Here is a 15,363-nt window from a genome sequence, read left to right as displayed (position 1 = left end):
CGACACAAATCCCGGCGATCTGCACTTTACGGATGACGGTTGCGCACTAAACCCGCAAAATGCAACGATTCCGGCAATTATCGACGACGGTTTCACAAGAGCCGTCGCTAAAGCCATCGTTCCAATCAGACTGGGCCTGCTGACTCTATGCGAATGCGCCTTATGTTACTGGGCGGCGGAAATGCCCTTGGGCAGGCGCTGATTCGCCTCGGTGCAGAGGAAGACATCGGTTTCCTCGCCCCCCGCCCGCCCGAAAACGGCTGGGATGCCGCGAGCCTGACCCAATTGCTCGACGACACCCGTCCCGATGCATTGATCAATCTCGCCTACTATTTCGACTGGTTCCAGGCCGAAACCGTCAGCGAAAGCCGCATGGCCGGGCAGGAACGTGCGATCGAACGTCTGGCCGAACTGTGCCAGCACCACAACATCGTCCTCGTCCAGCCCTCCAGTTATCGGGTGTTCGACGGTTCGCGTGCCACGGCGTACAGCGAAAAAGACGAACCGGTGCCACTGGGTTTGCGCGGTCAGGCGTTGTGGCGAATTGAACAAAGTGTGCGCGCCACTTGCCCGCAACACGTTTTGCTACGATTTGGCTGGTTGCTCGATGACAGCCCGGACGGCACTCTGGGGCGCTTCCTCGCCCGCGCCGAACAACCGGAAGAGTTGCTGCTGGCCGATGACCGCCGTGGCAATCCGACCCCGGTCGACGATGCCGCGCGAGTGATCATTTCGGTGCTCAAACAACTCGATTGCGCCGCGCCGCTGTGGGGCACTTACCACTACGCCGGCCACGAAGCGACCACACCGCTGGCGCTGGGCCAAGCGATTCTGACCGAAGCGCGCAGCCTGCACGCCCTAGCGATCGAAGCACCAACCGCCCAGGCTCACGCCGCGCGACCGGACGCTGCCGAAGAGCCGCAACACGCGGTGCTGGCCTGCAAGAAAATTCTGCACACTTTCGGGATCAAACCGCGCGCCTGGCGCGCCGCACTCCCGGGCTTACTGGATAGGTTCTACCGTCATGGCTGAAGGGACTGTTTTAATCACCGGCGGAGCCGGATTCATTGGCTCGCACCTGACCGACGCCTTGCTTGCCAAGGGGCATTCGGTGCGCATTCTCGACGATCTGTCGACCGGCAAGCGCAGCAACCTGCCGCTGGATAACTCCAAGGTTGAGCTGATTGTTGGCGATGTCGCCGATGCGGCGCTGGTGGCCAGAGCCATGCAAGGCTGCAGCGCAGTAGCTCACCTGGCGGCCGTGGCGTCGGTGCAGGCCTCGGTGGACGATCCGGTGAAAACTCACCAGAGCAACTTCATTGGCACGCTGAATGTCTGCGAAGCTATGCGTCTGGCCGGGGTCAAACGGGTGTTGTACGCCTCCAGCGCGGCGGTGTACGGCAACAATGGCGAGGGCGAGTCGATTGATGAAGAAACGCCCAAAGCCCCATTGACGCCTTACGCTTCGGACAAGCTGGCGGGCGAACATTATTTCGATTTCTATCGCCGCCAGCATGGCCTGGAGCCGGTGATTTTCCGCTTCTTCAATATCTTCGGCCCACGTCAGGATCCGTCCTCGCCGTACTCCGGAGTGATCAGCATCTTCAGCGAACGCGCACAGAAAGGCTTGCCAATTACCGTGTTCGGTGACGGTGAGCAAACGCGCGATTTCCTCTATGTCGAAGACCTGGTCGATTTGCTGGTACAGGGCATCGAAAAACCTGAGGTGGAAGTCGGTCCGGTGAACGTTGGATGGAATCAGGCGATGAGCCTCAAGCAGATGCTTGAAGCACTGCAAGCGGTGGTCGGTGAACTGCCGCCGATCAGCTATGGCCCGGCGCGTTCCGGTGATATCCGTCATTCCCGGGCGAATAACGCTCGTTTGCTGGAGCGCTTCAAGCTGCCGCAGCAGACGCCGATGAGCGTGGGTTTGGCGCGGTTGTTGGGGCGTGCCTGAAAAGAGCCCCTCATCGGAACGCCGCCCGCCTAACCCTCTCCCGGGGGGAGAGGGGACTGACCGAGGTGTTTGTGCGAGATACATCGACCTGAAATATCGAGTCGAACTCGAATTTGAAAAGCACCCAAATCGGCTCCCTTTCCCCCTCTCCCTGAGGGAGAGGGCTGGGGTGAGGGGGATAGATCACAAACTCACCACGCATTCCAGGCAGACATGAAAAAGGCGCCCTTTGACAGGCGCCTTTTTCACGGCCGGAATATGTCGCTACTCCTGTGGCAAGGGGATGTTATCCCCCGATCAACTGCGTACGGTCGCCGTCAGTTCTATGCCTGCTCGCCACCAAGCCTCATTCACCACCACGTGAACGTTCGGTCAATCGACTTAGAATTTATAGCCCAAACCGACCATGTAGATGAACGGATCCACATCCACATTCACCCGTGCGCGAGTGCCCGGCGCAACGGCGTTGTTTTCGACGGTGGCGCGGGTGTCGATGTCGATGTAACGCACTTGGGCGTTGAGCATGATGTTGTCGGTCAGCATGTAGTCGGCACCGACCTGCCAGGCCAGACCCCAGGAGTTTTTCGCCTTGAAGTTACTGAAACCGTTGGCGCTGGCTTCGCTGCCGACGTGTTCGTCATAGATCCAGGTGTAGTTGATACCGCCACCGACATACGGCTGGAACGGCGACTTCGAATCCAGCGGGTAGTACACAACGCTGAGAGTCGGCGGCAAGTGTTTCAGGGTGCCGAGCTTGCCGTTGGCCGCTGGCAGGGCAGTACCCTTGAGTTTGACGTCATGCTCGAATGGCGTGGCCGCGAGCAACTCGAGGCCGACGTGATCGGTAAGCATGTAGGCGAAGTTCAGACCCAATTGAGTGTCGCTGCTCATGGTCGCTTTGCCGCCCAGATTGGTGCCGCTCAACGGACCCTGATCGACCTTGACGCTGGAGCTGTCGGCCTTCGGGTTGACGGTGATCGCACCGGCGCGGATGAGGATGTCACCGGCTTCGTGGGCGTGGGCGAGCGGGGCTGCGAGCGCGAGGGCAAACAGCGAAGCGCTGAGCAAGGACTTGTTCATGGGGGCTCCGAAAGGACGTTAGAAATGTCTGATGTCCTATGGTACGAAGCCAACTGATACGGTCTTTTGACTCAGCTCAATGAAACAGTGAAGGGGCGGGTTTCTGTGGAACCTTTGAAGGCCCCTTCGCGAGCAAGCTCGCTCCCACATTGATCGAGTCGACCACAAAATTTATGGTCACCACCGAAACCTGTGGGAGCGAGCTTGCTCGCGAAGGGGTCATTGCAACAGCACAAAATTACCGGGAATTACTCCGGCAGTTCATACACATAAATCTTGTCCGCATCCATCTGATACCCGGCATCCGCCAGTTCGCTGCTCGACGCCTTGACCTGCAACGGTCCCTCCACCCAATACGGCTGATACAGCTCATCAAGCTTCACGCCCAACTCGCTTTTCACATGCACAATCTGGTTCGACGGCGGTGGCGGCACGTGGATGCAGGCGCCGAAATACGGCACCAGCAAAAAGTCCGTGGTGCGTCCTTCTTCATTGACTTCCAGCGGCACGATATAACCCGGCAAACGAATGTTCTGACCGTCGAGGGACTTCACCACCGGCGCGTTCGGCAGGTCCTGCTTGGCCGCTGGCGCGGACTCGGCGGACAGCGCGTCGCTCATCTTCGACATGTCGTGCAGCGGGGTCATGTTCGGCACTTCCGGCGCGGCGTCCGGTGGAATCATTTCCGACCACGTCAGGTCTTTCGGCGCCGCTGCCCACACGGGCAGGGCGATCAACAACAGCAGCGCGAGTGCAGCGCGGGGCATGGTGAACATCCTCATAAACGGATCGACAGGCCATCGGCCAAGGATTGGCGATAAGCGCGCCAGGCCGGCACGCTGCCCATCAGCAGCGCGGCCGCCAGAATGCCACCGAGCAGCGTCCATTCATACTCGCTCGGCCACGCCAGCGGCAGATACAAACCGTAATTGGCCTGTACATAACCCTGCGCGGCGGCGATGCCGATGTACAACAAAGCCACCCCGGCAATCACCCCGGTCAGCGCCAGTGCAAACGCCTCGAGCACCAGCAGACTCGCGATATGCCAAGGGCGCGCACCGACCGAACGAAGGATCGCCATCTCGCGACGCCGTTCGTTAAGGCTGGTGAGAATCGCCGTGAGCATGCCGATCAACCCGGTCAACACCACAAACAACGAGACCACGAACAGCGCTTTTTCAGCGGTGCTCATCAGGCTCCACAACTCCTGCAAGGCTACACCCGGCAGAATCGCCAGCATCGGCTCGCCACGGAATTCGTTGATCTCGCGTTGCAGGGCGAAGGTGGAAATCTTGCTGTTGAGGCCGAGCATGAATGCGGTGATCGCTTGCGGCGTCAGGTCCATGTTGCGCGCCTGATCCGCTGTGATCCGCCCATTGCCACGCGCCGGAACACCGTTGTGCCAGTCGATGTGAATCGCCTCCATGCCGCCGAGGCTGATGTGCAATGTGCGATCGACCGGGGTGCCGGTGCGCTTGAGAATGCCGACCACGGTGAACGGTTTGTCGTCGTGCTTGACCAGACTGATCGCGGCCACGCCGTGGGCCAGCACCAGTTTGTCACCGAGCTTGTAATGCAGCGCATCGGCCACTTCCGCACCGAGTACCACTTCAAAAGGATCGGTGGCAAACGCACGACCGTCCGCCAGTTGCAGATGCTGCTGGCGACCGTACTGGTAATGCTCGAAGTAGGCTTCGGTAGTGCCCATCACCCGGTAGCCACGATGGGAGTCGCCGAGGGACATCGGGATCGCCCACTTCACTTTCGGGTTGCTGGCGAAGTGTTCGAAGCTGTCCCAGCGGATGTTGTTGGTGGCGTTGCCGATGCGGAACACCGAGTACAGCAACAGGTTCACCGAGCCGGAACGGGCACCAACGATGAGGTCGGTGCCGCTGATAGTACTGGCGAAACTGGCTTTGGCCTCGGTGCGCACCCGCTCAACGGCGAGCAACAGACACACCGAGAGGGCGATGGCAAAAGCCGTGAGCAAAGCGGTGAAGCGGCGGTTGGCCAGGCTGGCCATGGCCAGACGAAACAGATACATCTCAGACCTCGGCAGACGTGGCGGCGCGATTGAGTTCGGCCAGGGATAGGTGACGGTCGAACAGCGGCGCCAGGCTCTGGTCGTGGCTGACGAACAGCAGACTCGATCCGGCCTCGCGGCATTCGGCGAACAGCAGGCGGATGAAGTTTTCCCGGGCGTCGTAATCCAGTGCCGAGGTCGGTTCGTCGGCGATCACCAGCTCAGGCTGACCGATCAAGGCACGCGCGGCAGCGACCCGTTGTTGCTGACCGATTGACAGTGAGTCAGCGCGACGGCTGAGGATGCTTTCATCCTTTAAGCCGAGGTGGGCGAGCAGGGTGGCGGCGGCTTGATCGACGCTGCCGTGGCGCTGTTTCGCCCGTTGCGCGCGCAGCTTGGAAAAGTGACACGGCAGTTCAACGTTCTCGCGTACCGAAAGAAACGGCAGCAGGTTGAACTGCTGGAAAATGTAGCCGGTGTGATCGACGCGGAAGGTGTCGCGAGCGCCGGCGGAGAGTTCGGTCAGCTCCTGGCCGAGCAAGCGAATGCTGCCGCGACCGGGTTTCTGCACGCCGCCGAGCAGACCGAGCAGGGTGGTCTTGCCGCTGCCGCTGGGGCCTTTGAGGAACAGGGTTTCACCGGCTTCCAGACGAAACGCCGGAATGTCCAGCAGCGGCGGATGACCGGGCCAGTTGAAGCCCAGGTCGGACAGTTCGATGAGTGCTTGGGTCATGGCACCAGTTTCATGAGGTGAACACACAACCCCTGTGGGAGCGAGCCTGCTCGCGAAAGCGGCAGATCAGTCAATTCAAAGGCGCCTGACGAATCGCATTCGCGAGCAAGCTCGCTCCCACAAGGGGATTCCGGTGAGGCTTAGAATTTCAACGACGCAGCCTTGGCCGTCACTTCGGTACCTTGCTGGCCGCTGGCGCTGATCAGTTGTACCTGAATTTTCTGCGTCGCCGGGAAGGTATTGAAGATGTTAGCCAGATCCAGCGTCTTCAACGCACCCGGTGTGGCGCAGTTGAATTGGTAATGCGCGTGGATTTCGCTGTGGTCGTGGTGATGCTCGTGACCGTCCTTGTCCGCTTCATCGTCGTCATGGTCATCGGCATCCGGCTTGTCGCCGAACAACGGGCTTTCCAGTTCCTGACTGACCACTTTGCAACCGGCAGCAGTGGGCAGGCTGAACAGGGTCAGCGGCTTTTCCAGTTGCGCACGGGCTGCAGCGACTTTGGCCTTGTCGGCGTCCGTGGTCGCAACGTGTTCGAAACCAACGAGGTTCATCGCCGGGCTTTCCAGCTCCAGCTCAAGGGTCTGGCCATCGAGCGCGGCATTCAGACGGCCAACACCATGTTCATGCGCACCGAGGCTGCCGTGTTCATGGTCGTGATCGTGCTCATCGGCAGCATGGGCGATGGCCAGCGGCAACAGGGCAAACGGCAAAGCGAGCAGCAGACGACGCATGACGGTCTCCGGGAAGTAAAGTGAAGAGTTTGTTATGTAATCTTATAACGAAAGTGCGCAGAGTTTGCCCGTGCGCTTGGCGTTGCACAAGTCCCGTGGGAGCATGCACGTCAGAAAAGTGCAGGAGCGAACTCAATGTTGCGGATACGCGGAACCGTCGGCGACGTGCCGGTGGATTTGACGGTGGAGCTGGATGACGGCGATTGGGCGAAGCTCGGTTCGGCACTGAATGGGCAGGCGCCGGTTGCTCAATCTGAGGCGGTCGCGTCTGCCCCGGCGGCGAAACCGCTGAATCAGGACGATGCCTTGTGGCAGTTGGCCAAGGATCTGTTGCGCAAGGCCGGGCAGCTCAGCGGTCCGGATCTGCTTGATCAACTGGAAGGGCTGACCGGCAGCGCGGTGGCGGGCAAACGCTTGTTGGTGCGCCTGCGCCACAGTGCGGACGTGAAAGTGGTGAGCGGCGGGGATACGCCGCTCTACAGCTGGATCGAGTGAACCGCAAAAGATCGCAGCCAGCGGCATCTCCTACAAGGGTGTACACGATCCCAATGTAGGAGCTGCCGCAGGCTGCGATCTTTTGATCTTAATAAAGCGCAGCAAACATTTTGCGGCGGTACATCGTCACCAACGGATGATCATTGCCCAGCAGCTCGAACACTTGCAGTAAGGTCTTGTGCGGCAGGCCTTCGGCATAGTTGCGGTTGCGGACGAACAGCTTGAGCAAAGCATCCAGCGCCGCTTCGTACTGCTGACGCGCCAGTTGCTGGATCGCCAGTTGATACACCGCTTCATCGTCCTGCGGATCTTTCGCCAGTCGCGCTTTCAGGTCGGCAGCATCCGGCAAGTCACGCGCCAGACCGAGGAACTTGATCTGCGCCTTGGCCCCGGCCAGTGCAGCCTTGTGCTCGTCGCTCTTGACCGCGTCGAGCACAGTTTGCGCTTCATCCAGTTCGCCGCGTTCAGTCAGGCAACGCGCGTAGAGGATCAGTGCCTTGGCGTTTGTGTTGTCCTCAGTAAGCATCCCCACCAGCGCTGCCTCGGCGTCGGCGTAACGGCCGTCATCAAACAACGCCTGAGCCTGCTCGAACGGATCGGCTGCGGCCGGTGGTGGCATCTGCACGTGCGGCTCAAGCAGGGCGCGCACGGCGGATTCCGGTTGTGCACCGGCAAAACCGTCGACCGGTTGGCCGTCCTTGAACAGCACCACGGTCGGCAGGCTGCGAATACCGAAGCGGGCGACGATGTCCTGCTCGATGTCGCAGTTGACCTTGGCCAGCAGCAACTCGCCCTGATAGCTCTCGGCAATGCCTTGCAGCATCGGCATCAACGCTTTGCACGGCGCACACCATTCGGCCCAGAAATCCACCAGCACCGGTTTGTTGAAGGAAGCCTCGATCACCGACTGGTCGAAATCGGCCGTCGTGGCGTCGAAGATGTACGGCGTTTGCTCACTCATGGGGGATCTCGTAGAAGCGTGAATGGGGCAACTATACGGCTTGGCGGGGGGTGGCCGGAAGGCAGAGATGTGTTGTCTGGCAGGACGCCTTCGCGAGCAGGCTCGCTCCCACAGGGAAACGCATTCCAAATGTGGGAGCGAGCCTGCTCGCGAAGCTTTTAGCTAGCGCCGCGCATGGTAGAGGCTGACATGTCTGAATTCTTCCGGCTCCGCCAGATCGGGCAAGGTCATCGCCTCAAGCATTTCAATGCGCTCATACAATGGATGCCTAAAATCCCGAACCCGCGAATCCGCCACCAGCGCTTCACGGCCACGACTTAAAAACGCATCGAGCAACGGCAAGTTCGCCCGGTCGTACAACACGTCCGCCACCAGAATCAGATCAAACCGATCCGCTTCGGCAAAGAAATCCGTCGAATAACTCATCTGTACATCATTCAGCTCGGCATTCGCCCGACACGCGGAAATCGCCAGCGGATCGAGATCGCACGCCACCACCTCCAGCGCCCCGGCCTTCACCGCCGCGATCCCGGCAATCCCGGAACCTGCGCCGAAATCCAGCACACGCTTGCCGCGCACCCACTCGGGAAATTCCGTCAGATAACGCGCCACCGCCAGACCGCTGGCCCAGCAGAAACCCCAATACGGTGGCTCATGCAAAATTCGCTGAATTTCTTCCTGGCTGAATTCGCGATCCATGTTGTCGCCATCGATCAGCCATAGCTGTAAATCAGTGTCCGGCAACGCACAGACCTTGAGTCTGGCGTCGCCGAGCAATTCACCTAACGCCTGTTGCAGGTCGAGCGGTGCATTCATGGTGCTTTGACAAATTGCAGTTGGCCCAGCGCCTGGGTGGTCGGCTGGCTGATGGTTTGCGACGGCAGATGCAGGATCAATTGACCGGACTGGCTGGCGCGCCCGCGCAGCTCAACCCGCGCGCCGGCCGGGAACGCGTCCGGGTTGAAGCGCAGGCGGAACGGCAGGATCTGGTTGTTGCCGATCAGGCTGGAACTGGCGAGCAATTGTTGCGGGCGATCCTTTTCGTCGATCACCAGCAGCGCCAGTTCGACTTCGGCACCGGCCGGCACGCCTTGCAGGGTGCCGCTCAATTCCCGTTGATAAGCCGGCAGCGGGCCAAGTTCGGCAGCCTCTTTGGCTTTTTTCTGCGCTTGCTGCGGGGCAGGTCCCGGTGTTGGCGGCTGGGGCTTGGGTGCATCGCTGCCACAGGCCACCAGCAGGCTGAAAAGACTGAGCAAAACGAGCGGACGTAACGGCATTGGATGCTCCAGCAAAATGAAATCCATGGATCAAACGATCATGCCGTTCTGTATACCGCAAAGCCTATGGCTTGTCTTGCCACCGGGATGCGCTACCATGGCCCTCCCTTTTTTTGTTGCCAGCCACCATGCACTGTCCCTTCTGCGGTGCCAACGACACCAAGGTCATCGACTCGCGTCTGGTCGCCGAGGGCGAACAGGTGCGCCGCCGGCGTGAATGCCTGGCCTGCGGCGAGCGTTTCACGACGTTCGAGACGGCCGAACTGGTGTTGCCGCGCCTGATCAAAACCGACGGCAGCCGCCAACCGTTCGACGAAGAAAAACTCCGCGCCGGCATGCAGCGCGCCCTGGAGAAACGTCCGGTGAGCGTCGAGCGCCTCGAATCCTCCCTGGTTCACATCAAGCACAAGCTGCGCGCCACCGGCGAGCGCGAGGTCAAATCCCTCGTGGTCGGCGAACTGGTGATGGCTGAGTTGCAAAAGCTTGATGAAGTCGCCTACATCCGCTTCGCCTCGGTGTACAAACGCTTCCAGGACCTTAACGAGTTCCGTGAAGAAATCGACCGCCTCGCCCGCGAACCGGTGAAAGAATGACCAGCGCCGGCGAGCAGGCCATCCTCGACGCTCACTTCATGGCTCGCGCGCTGGAACTGGCGCGCAAAGGTCATTACACCACCCATCCCAATCCTCGGGTCGGCTGCGTGGTGGTGCGTGATGGGCAGATCGTCGGCGAAGGCTGGCATGAGCGCGCCGGCGAACCGCACGCCGAAGTCCACGCCCTGCGCGCCGCCGGTGAATTGGCCCGGGGCGCGACCGCTTATGTGACGCTGGAACCGTGCAGCCACCATGGCCGCACGCCGCCGTGTGCCGAAGCGCTGGTGAATGCCGGGGTTGCCCGGGTGGTGGCAGCGATGCGCGATCCGAACCCGCAAGTCGCCGGACGTGGTCTGCAGCGCCTGGCCGATGCCGGCATTGCTACCGAAAGCGGCGTGCTCGAAGCCGAGGCGCGCCAGCTCAATCAAGGTTTTCTGAAACGCATGGAGCACGGCTTGCCGTACGTGCGGGTCAAGTTGGCTATGAGCCTCGACGGGCGCACGGCCATGGAAAGCGGCGAGAGCCAGTGGATCACCGGCCCGGCCGCACGTTCGGCCGTTCAGCGTTTGCGCGCTCAGGCCACCGTGGTGCTGACCGGCGCCGACACCGTGCTGGCCGATGGCGCGCGTTTGACCGTGCGTGCCGACGAGTTGGGTCTGGATGCCGAGCAAACCGCGCTGGCCATGAGCCGACCACCGCTGCGCGTGCTGATCGACGGGCGCCTGCGGGTGCCGCTGGATGCGCCGTTCTTCAAGGCTGGCCCGGCATTGGTTGCCACCTGTGTCGCGATCGAAGAGCAATACGCGCATGGCCCCGAGTGCCTGATCGTGCCGGGTGATGACGGTCAGGTCGATCTGCATCAATTGCTGATCGAACTGGCCAAGCGAGGCACCAACGAAGTGCTGGTCGAGGCTGGCCCACGCTTGGCCGGTGCCTTTGCTCAGCTCGGTCTGGTCGACGAATTCGTGATCTTCATCGCCGGCAAGTTCCTCGGTTCTTCGGCGCGTCCGCTGCTGGACTGGCCGCTGGCTTATATGAAGGATGCGCCGGAGCTGAAAATCACTGAAATTCGCGCGGTGGGCGATGACTGGCGAGTCACTGCCATCCCTGTCCTTTCGGCGAGCGTATAATTCCCGGCCATCGCGTTAGCGCTGGCCCAGTTCTCAAGGAGAACCCCATGTTTACCGGCATCATCGAATCCATCGGCAGTATCCGCGCATTGACCCCAAAGGGCGGTGATGTGCGGGTCCACGTCGCCACCGGCAAGCTCGACCTGAGCGACGTCAAACTCGGCGACAGCATCGCGGTCAACGGCGTCTGCCTGACCGCTGTTGAGCTGCCGGGCGACGGCTTTGCCGCCGACGTCAGCCGTGAAACCCTCGACTGCACCGCCATGAACGACCTGAAAAGCGGCAGCCCGGTCAATCTGGAAAAAGCCCTGACCCCGACCACCCGTCTCGGCGGGCACCTGGTCAGCGGCCACGTCGACGGTGTCGGCGAAATCGTCTCGCGCAGCGACAATGCCCGCGCCGTGGAATTTCGCATTCGCGCGCCGAAGGAACTGGCCAAGTACATCGCCCATAAAGGCTCGATCACTGTCGACGGCACCAGCCTGACCGTGAACGCCGTCGATGGCGCCGAGTTCATGCTGACGATCATTCCGCACACCCTGAGTGAAACCATCATGGCGTCGTACAAGCCAGGTCGCCGGGTGAATCTGGAAGTTGACTTGCTGGCGCGGTATCTGGAGCGTCTGCTCCTCGGCGACAAGGCCGCAGAGCCGAGCGCTGGTGGCATCACCGAAAGCTTTCTGGCCGCCAACGGCTACCTCAAATCCTGACTGAAGGGGGTGCCTTGTGGCGCTCAATAGCATCGAAGAACTGGTTGAAGACATCCGCCAAGGCAAGATGGTCATCCTCATGGATGACGAAGACCGCGAGAACGAAGGCGACCTGATCATGGCCGCCGAATGCTGCCAGGCCGAGCACATCAACTTTATGGCCAAACATGCCCGTGGTTTGATCTGCATGCCGATGAGCCGCGAGCGCTGCGAACTGTTGAAGCTGCCGCTGATGGCGCCGCGCAACGGTTCCGGTTTCGGCACCAAGTTCACCGTGTCGATCGAAGCCGCCGAAGGCGTAACCACTGGCATTTCCGCCGCCGACCGTGCGCGCACCGTGCAAGCGGCGGCCGCCAAAGACGCCAAGGCTGAAGACATCGTCAGCCCGGGCCACATTTTCCCGCTGATGGCCCAGGCCGGCGGCACCCTCGCTCGTGCCGGCCACACCGAAGCGGCTTGCGACCTCGCGCGCATGGCCGGTTTCGAGCCAAGTGGTGTGATCTGCGAAGTGATGAACGACGACGGCACCATGTCCCGTCGCGCTGAACTGGAAGCGTTCGCTGCTGAGCACAACATCAAGATCGGCACCATCGCCGACCTGATTCACTACCGGATGATCCACGAACGTACCGTTCAGCGGATTGCCGAGCAGCCACTGGACAGCGAACTGGGTCAATTCAACCTGGTGACCTATCGTGATTCGGTGGAAGGCGATGTGCACATGGCCCTTACGCTGGGCACTGTTTGCGCCGAAGAGCCGACTCTGGTTCGGGTGCACAACATGGATCCGCTGCGCGACCTGCTGATGGTCAAACAACCGGGCCGTTGGAGCCTGCGCGCCGCCATGGCTGCGGTCGCCGAGGCGGGCAGCGGTGTCGTGTTGTTGCTTGGTCACCCGCTCGATGGCGATGTGCTGCTGGCACATATCCGTGAAACGGGTGAGCAGGCAGCGCCGAAAAAACCGACCACTTACAGCATCGTCGGTGCCGGTTCGCAGATTCTGCGTGACCTCGGTGTGCGCAAAATGCGTTTGATGTCTGCGCCAATGAAATTTAATGCGATATCCGGTTTCGATCTGGAAGTTGTAGAATACGTGCCCTCCGAATAATGACCGGTTGTTTCCGGTCTCCGATTCGCGGCAAATAAATCACTGAGGGACGCGTAGCAGACGCGTCCCGGCTCTTTAAGAGAACTGACGAATGACCCTGAAGACCATCGAAGGTACCTTCATCGCCCCTAAAGGCCGCTACGCTTTGGTAGTGGGCCGCTTCAACAGCTTCGTCGTTGAAAGCCTGGTCAGCGGTGCAGTTGATGCCCTGGTTCGCCACGGCGTGAGCGAAAGCGACATCACCATCATCCGCGCACCTGGCGCCTTCGAAATCCCGCTGGTTGCGCAGAAAGTCGCCCAGAAAGGTGAATTCGCAGCCATCATCGCCCTCGGCGCGGTCATTCGTGGCGGTACTCCGCACTTCGAATACGTGGCAGGCGAGTGCACCAAGGGCCTGGCCCAGGTGTCCATGGAGTTCGGCGTGCCGGTTGCCTTCGGCGTCCTGACCGTTGATTCCATCGAGCAAGCCATCGAACGTTCCGGCACCAAGGCCGGTAACAAAGGTGCCGAAGCTGCCCTGTCCGCTCTGGAAATGGTCAGCCTGCTGGCGCAGTTGGAGGCCAAGTGATTAGCGACGAAAGCGATCGTTTCAACCCGCGCGATCCGAAACCTGCGGATGCCGGCAAGCCCTCGAAAAGCGTCAAGCGTCGCGAAGCCCGTCAGCTCGCGACTCAAGCGCTGTACCAGTGGCACATGGCCAAGCAATCGCTGAACGAGATCGAAGCGCAGTTTCGCGTTGATAACGATTTCACCGATGTCGACGGTGCCTACTTCCGCGAAATCCTCCACGGGGTTCCGCAGTTCAAGACCGAGATCGACACCGCTCTGACGCCTTGCCTGGATCTGACGATCGAAGAGCTGGACCCGGTTGAACTGGCCGTGCTGCGCCTGTCGACCTGGGAACTGCTCAAGCGCGTCGACGTGCCGTACCGCGTGGTGATCAACGAAGGTATCGAGCTGGCGAAAGTCTTCGGTTCGACCGACGGCCACAAGTTCGTCAACGGCGTGCTCGACAAGCTGGCCCCGCGCCTGCGTGAAGCTGAAGTGAAGGCGTTCAAGCGCTGATCGGCGCTTGAACACTTTGTCTCAGCCATGGGCGAGTTTGAGCTGATCCGCAATTTCTTCGCCGCCGCGCCTTGTGCGCAGGGCGGCGAAGGCGTTGCGCTGGGGATCGGCGATGACTGCGCCTTGCTCGCTGTTCCCCCCGGGGAGCAGTTGGCAATCTCTACCGATACGTTGGTGGCCGGTGTGCATTTCGCCGACCCCTGCGATCCGTTTCTGCTCGGTCAGCGCTCGCTGGCCGTTGCGGTCAGCGATCTGGCCGCCATGGGCGCCACGCCCGTTGCCTTTACCCTTGCCCTGACTGTACCGACGGTGACCGCCGATTGGCTGCAAGCCTATGCCCTCGGTTTGAACCGCATGGCGCAGAGCTGCGGCGTTGCGCTGGTGGGCGGCGATACCACGCGCGGGCCGTTGAGCCTGACGGTGACCGTGTTTGGTCGCGTGCCTGCGGGTCAGGCGCTGACTCGTAGCGGTGCGCAGGCGGGCGACTTGCTCTGTGTCGGTGGCGAACTTGGTAATGCGGCCGGCGCCTTGCCGCTGGTGCTCGGTCAGCGTGACGCCGAAGCGAACGTCGCCCAACCGCTGCTTGATCATTACTGGTCGCCACAACCGCAACTCGCCCTCGGCCAGGCCCTGCGTGGCAAAGCCACCTCGGCGCTGGACATCTCCGATGGATTACTCGCCGACTGCGGCCATATCGCGCTGGCCTCAAAGGTCCGACTTGAGATTGAACGCGAGCGCGTACCGCTGTCGGATGCATTAGTGGCGTTTCTCGGTCAGCGCGGCGCCGAGCGTGCTGCGCTGAGCGGTGGCGATGATTACGTGCTGGCGTTCACCTTGCCGTCTGTCGAGTTGCCGGCGCTGCTGGCCAATGGCTGGCCGATCCATGTGATCGGTCGAGTGTCCGAAGGTCAGGGCGTGGTCCTGCTGGATCGCGAAGGTCACGACATCACCCCGCAAATCCGGGGTTATCAACATTTTCAGGAGACACCGTGACAGATCACCCGAAACAGGTTCCGGCCGAATTCGTTCCGCCGTCGGTCTGGCGCAATCCCTGGCATTTCCTCGCGTTCGGCTTTGGTTCCGGCACCCTGCCCAAGGCGCCGGGAACGTGGGGCTCGCTGGTTGCGCTACCCTTTATCCCGTTATGGCAGATGTTGCCCGACTGGGGTTACTGGCTGATGCTCGGGATCACCATGCTGTTCGGCTTCTGGCTGTGCGGCAAAGTCGCTGACGATCTGCGGGTACACGACCACGAAGGCATCGTCTGGGACGAAATGGTCGGGATGTGGATCACCTTGTGGCTGGTGCCGGAAGGCTGGTACTGGTTGCTCGCGGGTTTCCTCGTATTCCGTTTCTTCGACATTCTCAAGCCATGGCCGATCCGCTGGATCGACCGGCACGTGCATGGCGGCGTCGGCATCATGCTCGACGACGTGCTGGCCGGCGTGTTCGCCTGGCTGGCGATGCAGGGACTGGTGTGGATTTTCGCCTGAGTCC

General features: G+C 61.1%; 19 protein-coding genes. 11 read left to right on the top strand and 8 right to left on the bottom strand.

Features of this window, described 5'->3' with window-relative positions; translation table 11 throughout:
• Positions 1-147 precede the first annotated feature (147 nt).
• Both AB4O01_RS16785 and AB4O01_RS16780 read left to right on the top strand, forming a co-directional pair.
• On the top strand, positions 148-1,032 hold the full coding sequence (locus tag AB4O01_RS16785) for a sugar nucleotide-binding protein (protein WP_049802170.1): 885 nt from the start codon (positions 148-150) through the stop codon (positions 1,030-1,032).
• On the top strand, positions 1,025-1,957 hold the full coding sequence (locus AB4O01_RS16780) for an NAD-dependent epimerase/dehydratase family protein (RefSeq protein WP_320336257.1): 933 nt from the start codon (positions 1,025-1,027) through the stop codon (positions 1,955-1,957). Before AB4O01_RS16785 ends, AB4O01_RS16780 begins: the two co-directional genes overlap by 8 nt.
• A 381-nt stretch (positions 1,958-2,338) precedes the next feature.
• Here AB4O01_RS16780 and AB4O01_RS16775 read toward each other — a convergent pair whose 3' ends face one another.
• The 5 genes from AB4O01_RS16775 to AB4O01_RS16755 all read right to left on the bottom strand — a co-directional run bounded on the left by AB4O01_RS16775 (position 2,339) and on the right by AB4O01_RS16755 (position 6,527).
• The gene (locus AB4O01_RS16775; protein ID WP_007910962.1) at positions 2,339-3,037 is read right to left on the bottom strand and encodes an OmpW/AlkL family protein; all 699 of its coding nucleotides are present in this window, start codon (positions 3,035-3,037) and stop codon (positions 2,339-2,341) included.
• 248 nt (positions 3,038-3,285) lie between these two features.
• Complete coding sequence (locus AB4O01_RS16770) at positions 3,286-3,804, bottom strand: DUF3299 domain-containing protein (RefSeq protein WP_093434953.1); 519 nt, start codon at positions 3,802-3,804, stop codon at positions 3,286-3,288.
• Between the two features lie 11 nt (positions 3,805-3,815).
• Complete coding sequence (locus AB4O01_RS16765; RefSeq protein WP_093434459.1) at positions 3,816-5,081, bottom strand: ABC transporter permease; 1,266 nt, start codon at positions 5,079-5,081, stop codon at positions 3,816-3,818.
• Position 5,082: 1 nt separating this feature from the next.
• Positions 5,083-5,793, bottom strand: a complete 711-nt coding sequence (locus AB4O01_RS16760; protein WP_016984101.1) for an ABC transporter ATP-binding protein — start codon at positions 5,791-5,793, stop codon at positions 5,083-5,085.
• A 140-nt stretch (positions 5,794-5,933) separates the two neighbouring features.
• Positions 5,934-6,527, bottom strand: coding sequence for a DUF2796 domain-containing protein (locus AB4O01_RS16755; protein WP_460089067.1), 594 nt, complete (start codon positions 6,525-6,527; stop codon positions 5,934-5,936).
• 135 nt (positions 6,528-6,662) lie between these two features.
• Between AB4O01_RS16755 and AB4O01_RS16750 the strand changes: the two genes are divergently transcribed.
• Positions 6,663-7,022: a hypothetical protein gene (locus AB4O01_RS16750; RefSeq protein ID WP_099757297.1), complete on the top strand. Its 360-nt coding sequence runs from the start codon at positions 6,663-6,665 to the stop codon at positions 7,020-7,022.
• Between the two features lie 88 nt (positions 7,023-7,110).
• Here AB4O01_RS16750 and trxA read toward each other — a convergent pair whose 3' ends face one another.
• From trxA to AB4O01_RS16735, 3 genes are all read right to left on the bottom strand, one after another.
• A complete protein-coding gene (trxA, locus tag AB4O01_RS16745) occupies positions 7,111-7,983 on the bottom strand; it encodes a thioredoxin (RefSeq protein ID WP_460089066.1) in 873 nt (290 codons plus the stop codon).
• A 162-nt stretch (positions 7,984-8,145) separates the two neighbouring features.
• The gene (locus tag AB4O01_RS16740; protein ID WP_460089065.1) at positions 8,146-8,799 is read right to left on the bottom strand and encodes a class I SAM-dependent methyltransferase; all 654 of its coding nucleotides are present in this window, start codon (positions 8,797-8,799) and stop codon (positions 8,146-8,148) included.
• Positions 8,796-9,260, bottom strand: coding sequence for a YbaY family lipoprotein (locus AB4O01_RS16735; RefSeq protein WP_053124259.1), 465 nt, complete (start codon positions 9,258-9,260; stop codon positions 8,796-8,798). Before AB4O01_RS16735 ends, AB4O01_RS16740 begins: the two co-directional genes overlap by 4 nt.
• Before the next feature lie 128 nt (positions 9,261-9,388).
• Between AB4O01_RS16735 and nrdR the strand changes: the two genes are divergently transcribed.
• The 8 genes from nrdR to AB4O01_RS16695 all read left to right on the top strand — a co-directional run bounded on the left by nrdR (position 9,389) and on the right by AB4O01_RS16695 (position 15,359).
• Complete coding sequence (gene nrdR / locus AB4O01_RS16730; RefSeq protein WP_007910946.1) at positions 9,389-9,853, top strand: transcriptional regulator NrdR; 465 nt, start codon at positions 9,389-9,391, stop codon at positions 9,851-9,853.
• A complete protein-coding gene (ribD, locus tag AB4O01_RS16725) occupies positions 9,850-10,983 on the top strand; it encodes a bifunctional diaminohydroxyphosphoribosylaminopyrimidine deaminase/5-amino-6-(5-phosphoribosylamino)uracil reductase RibD (protein ID WP_460089064.1) in 1,134 nt (377 codons plus the stop codon). The genes nrdR and ribD overlap by 4 nt, the downstream gene beginning before the upstream one ends.
• A 47-nt stretch (positions 10,984-11,030) precedes the next feature.
• Positions 11,031-11,693, top strand: coding sequence for a riboflavin synthase (locus AB4O01_RS16720; protein ID WP_093434480.1), 663 nt, complete (start codon positions 11,031-11,033; stop codon positions 11,691-11,693).
• A 16-nt stretch (positions 11,694-11,709) separates the two neighbouring features.
• Positions 11,710-12,801, top strand: a complete 1,092-nt coding sequence (gene ribBA / locus AB4O01_RS16715) for a bifunctional 3,4-dihydroxy-2-butanone-4-phosphate synthase/GTP cyclohydrolase II (RefSeq protein WP_039761895.1) — start codon at positions 11,710-11,712, stop codon at positions 12,799-12,801.
• A 91-nt stretch (positions 12,802-12,892) separates the two neighbouring features.
• The gene (gene ribH / locus AB4O01_RS16710; protein ID WP_003228649.1) at positions 12,893-13,369 is read left to right on the top strand and encodes a 6,7-dimethyl-8-ribityllumazine synthase; all 477 of its coding nucleotides are present in this window, start codon (positions 12,893-12,895) and stop codon (positions 13,367-13,369) included.
• Positions 13,366-13,866 (top strand): transcription antitermination factor NusB, encoded by a 501-nt coding sequence (gene nusB / locus AB4O01_RS16705; RefSeq protein ID WP_008053839.1) that lies wholly within the window; start codon positions 13,366-13,368, stop codon positions 13,864-13,866. Before ribH ends, nusB begins: the two co-directional genes overlap by 4 nt.
• 27 nt (positions 13,867-13,893) lie before the next feature.
• Positions 13,894-14,859, top strand: a complete 966-nt coding sequence (thiL, locus tag AB4O01_RS16700; protein ID WP_460089063.1) for a thiamine-phosphate kinase — start codon at positions 13,894-13,896, stop codon at positions 14,857-14,859.
• The gene (locus AB4O01_RS16695) at positions 14,856-15,359 is read left to right on the top strand and encodes a phosphatidylglycerophosphatase A family protein (protein ID WP_007910933.1); all 504 of its coding nucleotides are present in this window, start codon (positions 14,856-14,858) and stop codon (positions 15,357-15,359) included. The genes thiL and AB4O01_RS16695 overlap by 4 nt, the downstream gene beginning before the upstream one ends.
• The last annotated feature ends 4 nt before the right edge of the window (positions 15,360-15,363 follow it).

This window comes from Pseudomonas sp. S2_E02 (genome assembly GCF_054668355.1).
The sequence above is the reverse complement of the archived record's forward strand: the minus strand, read 5'-3'. Positions and strand labels throughout refer to the sequence as shown.

Excerpts from the sequence above, each read along its gene's own strand:
- AB4O01_RS16740 (WP_460089065.1), bottom strand. The coding sequence starts at position 8,799 with ATGAATGCACCGCTCGACCTGCAACAGGCGTTAGGTGAATTGCTCGGC.
- trxA (WP_460089066.1), bottom strand. The coding sequence starts at position 7,983 with ATGAGTGAGCAAACGCCGTACATCTTCGACGCCACGACGGCCGATTTC.
- AB4O01_RS16755 (WP_460089067.1), bottom strand. The coding sequence starts at position 6,527 with ATGCGTCGTCTGCTGCTCGCTTTGCCGTTTGCCCTGTTGCCGCTGGCC.
- AB4O01_RS16750 (WP_099757297.1), top strand. The coding sequence starts at position 6,663 with ATGTTGCGGATACGCGGAACCGTCGGCGACGTGCCGGTGGATTTGACG.
- AB4O01_RS16775 (WP_007910962.1), bottom strand. The coding sequence starts at position 3,037 with ATGAACAAGTCCTTGCTCAGCGCTTCGCTGTTTGCCCTCGCGCTCGCA.
- AB4O01_RS16765 (WP_093434459.1), bottom strand. The coding sequence starts at position 5,081 with ATGTATCTGTTTCGTCTGGCCATGGCCAGCCTGGCCAACCGCCGCTTC.
- AB4O01_RS16735 (WP_053124259.1), bottom strand. The coding sequence starts at position 9,260 with ATGCCGTTACGTCCGCTCGTTTTGCTCAGTCTTTTCAGCCTGCTGGTG.
- ribD (WP_460089064.1), top strand. The coding sequence starts at position 9,850 with ATGACCAGCGCCGGCGAGCAGGCCATCCTCGACGCTCACTTCATGGCT.
- ribH (WP_003228649.1), top strand. The coding sequence starts at position 12,893 with ATGACCCTGAAGACCATCGAAGGTACCTTCATCGCCCCTAAAGGCCGC.
- AB4O01_RS16770 (WP_093434953.1), bottom strand. The coding sequence starts at position 3,804 with ATGCCCCGCGCTGCACTCGCGCTGCTGTTGTTGATCGCCCTGCCCGTG.
- AB4O01_RS16780 (WP_320336257.1), top strand. The coding sequence starts at position 1,025 with ATGGCTGAAGGGACTGTTTTAATCACCGGCGGAGCCGGATTCATTGGC.
- AB4O01_RS16720 (WP_093434480.1), top strand. The coding sequence starts at position 11,031 with ATGTTTACCGGCATCATCGAATCCATCGGCAGTATCCGCGCATTGACC.
- nrdR (WP_007910946.1), top strand. The coding sequence starts at position 9,389 with ATGCACTGTCCCTTCTGCGGTGCCAACGACACCAAGGTCATCGACTCG.
- AB4O01_RS16760 (WP_016984101.1), bottom strand. The coding sequence starts at position 5,793 with ATGACCCAAGCACTCATCGAACTGTCCGACCTGGGCTTCAACTGGCCC.
- thiL (WP_460089063.1), top strand. The coding sequence starts at position 13,894 with ATGGGCGAGTTTGAGCTGATCCGCAATTTCTTCGCCGCCGCGCCTTGT.
- AB4O01_RS16785 (WP_049802170.1), top strand. The coding sequence starts at position 148 with ATGCGAATGCGCCTTATGTTACTGGGCGGCGGAAATGCCCTTGGGCAG.